Raw genomic sequence first — 2,935 nt, forward strand, 5'->3', positions numbered from 1 at the left:
ATTTATGGAATACATTTGGCAACTGCCCACTAAGATTATTTGTAAATAACCATAAAGACTCAAGGTTTACCAGATTCTGGATGCTCGCAGGAAGAGTCCCTACTAGGTTATTCTGGATTAAGTTAATGCTGGTAATATGTCCATTTGGATCGACACCAACGCCATACCACCCTCCGACCGGCTGGACTACATTTGGGTCTGCTGTACTCCAACCTGTTTTGTTGGTCCAGTTTGCACCGCCTGTTGATTGATAAATATCAATTAAGGCTTGGTACTCAGCTTGGCTGGGCATAGGAATTGAACTAGTAGAATATGCATTGCTTTTTGATGTCAATTCCTGGTTTTTCTTCTGCCCAGAAGGCCCCCATTCTAATTGCATGGCCAACCTATCTTCCAACTCTTGGTCTAACAAGGATTTCAGATCTTCCATATCGGCCCCACTGTCAATAGGTAATTCCACCTTATTGGATTTTTGGGAATTGGCATTTGCTTTGCCCTGTGCTACGCTTTCGAACTTGGAACAAAAAATCAATGCAATGATAAAATATACTCTCGCCATGAATCGTTAATTAAAGAATTAACTGCATGATACGTTCATTTTCCCGAAGAGAAAATACCCTGTATAGGGTATTGCTTATATTCTAAAAATTTTAATAAGTATTTGAAGGAATGATTTCATTATACAAGCTGCAAAAAAAGTAGCTTCTATTAAATCCTATTAGAAAAACCACAATCCTACAAAATCCTGATAATCAGGAATAAAGATTTCAAACTATTTTTCTGATAATAAAGATTCACATCTTATACTTCTAAGATTTACTTGGACTCTTTGCCCCCCTTATTATTTTTCCTTGCAAACTGGTCTGAGCCAACCATGAAAATGCTCGGTATGTTCCAAAGTATTCATATCTATAAATTTGAGTAAAGCCAAAACAATTGCTTTGAACAAAAAACTTTTTGGCATTGGATTGGCTGAATGTTCAGATGTTATCCCTGGTTATTTCAGATACCTTAAAAATATTGACCAATTGATATACCGCTTCCGTACCAATTGCATTTTAAGTTTGAAATTAAATAGGATGCAGACACAAAATTAATGGATACAAGGAAACAGGAAAAGGAATAAAAAGTGAAGCGAAGCAAACGGCTTTATGCCGGAGGCATCAGGTTACCCAGAGCCACAGATCTATATTTCTGAGGAATTCAAAAGAACTGAACAGGAATATATTTTATGAGTCTCAAACAGTGATAAAAAGTATTCGGTTTTGTCTAGGCAGATTGATTGGATATCACTATTTCAAAAAATTAATTGAAATCAAACTCCTGTAGGAAACCATCTTTCGAGTCAACTTTATCAGTAACAGATTCCAGTGAAGCCTTTTCCTTTATTTCCTTTTTAAGAAACTTAAAAGAACCGATTTCAAAGCCTATCTTAAGCTGAACCCTGCTTTTGTACAGGCTGGATTTCTCATTAAAAAACGGATCTATGGAACCGATCACCACCGAACGGATAACCTTACCCATGGGAATCGTTCTTCCTATGGCCAAACTGGAAGCCCAGGCTTTTCCGGCATAGTCTCTTGATTCATAGCCTGCCGGGTTGGTGACTGTCACCTGGTTTCTATTGACTGTTCCTTGGGCAAACCAATTCCCTTTGGCAAACCGGATTCCTGAATAGTAACCGAACCCTTCCCGGATCAAAGGTTCTTCCTCGTCAAACTGTTTCTTCCAGGTAATTCCTCCAAGAAGTGAAAACTGATGGGTCAATCCATAAAAGACTCCAGCATCCAACAAAAGCCCCTCTCCGAAGGAAGTCAAGGGATCATACCAGAGGTTTAAACCAATCCTATGGATAAACTTCTCCTCTTTGAGTTCATTGGGTTCGATGAATGCTTTTCGCTTCTTTTCCAATTCGGCAGGAATGGTTTTGATAATACCCAATGAATCCACTTTGATTTTGCTGAAATCCTTTCCAGATTTCTGGATGAATTCATCGCTGATATGTGCAGCTTTCTCGGAAGCCAGTGCCTTTGCCTGATCATAAGGCATCTCCGAAGGAAGTCCGTTTTTGGTCAGCTCATCCAAGGCTCTCTTTCCATAAAAATCAGGAAGTTCCATATTCCTTATGTCTATCTCACCACTTACTTTCCCTGCCAACTGCTCCTCTATTTTGGGCATGATCCATTCATTGGTCAGGGCTTTCAGATTTTCATTGTTCTGGTCAACCAAAGATTCTAGATCAGAAACATCTGTCAACTCATCCAGTCTGCCTTGGGATTCCTCTACCCTGTTTAATATATTCTGGGAAGCATTTTTGATTTCCTCTCCGGGAATATCATCATTTTGAATCAAACCCTCCAAAGTCTTTTTCTCATTTTCCAACAACACCTTTGTCCTCGCCTTAGCAACCTGCAATAAGCTGTCACGCTGGACAGAGTCAGCGGAAACTTCCTTTAACTCTTTGATCTCCCTTTGGAGGGAATCATAGGAGTTCTTCAGATCCCGGATCTGTTTGAGTTCTTCCAGATAGGGGATTTCGGGTTTGGAGGGTAATGCAGAAATAGAATTAGAAATCGAAGGCTTCGAAAGCTTTGAATTCATGCCACTTGGAAAGTTTTGAGCTATCGAAAAACAGGATAAAAGCATTAAGCAAATAAAAAAAGTGACCTCTTTTTTCATAGCAGATTTGTTAAACCAAATACATTTTCACACTTCATCTAAAAGTTATTTATCTGATAGTTATACCCTTTCTTCACTTTTTGAATTACAAATTTGTATTGATAGTAAGGTATAATTACAAACTACACCTAGTCTACGCTGTTTTATAAATCCATCCCATTCTACTCCCAGAGTTTTTTTTTGAGTTTAGGGCTCTATTTTCTTACGTAGCATAATCCTATTAGATCATCAGTATAGTATAAATCTAATACCCCCT

Annotated in this window: 2 protein-coding genes; both read right to left on the minus strand. The window is 38.5% G+C overall.

Features of this window, described 5'->3' with window-relative positions; genetic code table 11:
* On the minus strand, positions 1 to 559 hold a 559-nt coding region (locus Q0L68_RS18935), incomplete at its 3' end, for a hypothetical protein (RefSeq protein WP_296705814.1).
* Positions 560 to 1,305: 746 nt separating this feature from the next.
* Complete coding sequence (locus Q0L68_RS18940) at positions 1,306 to 2,601, minus strand: hypothetical protein (RefSeq protein ID WP_296705815.1); 1,296 nt, start codon at positions 2,599 to 2,601, stop codon at positions 1,306 to 1,308.
* Positions 2,602 to 2,935: the final 334 nt, after the last annotated feature.

The sequence above is a fragment of the Algoriphagus sp. genome, assembly GCF_024642405.1.
Classification (GTDB): Bacteria; Bacteroidota; Bacteroidia; order Cytophagales; family Cyclobacteriaceae; genus Algoriphagus.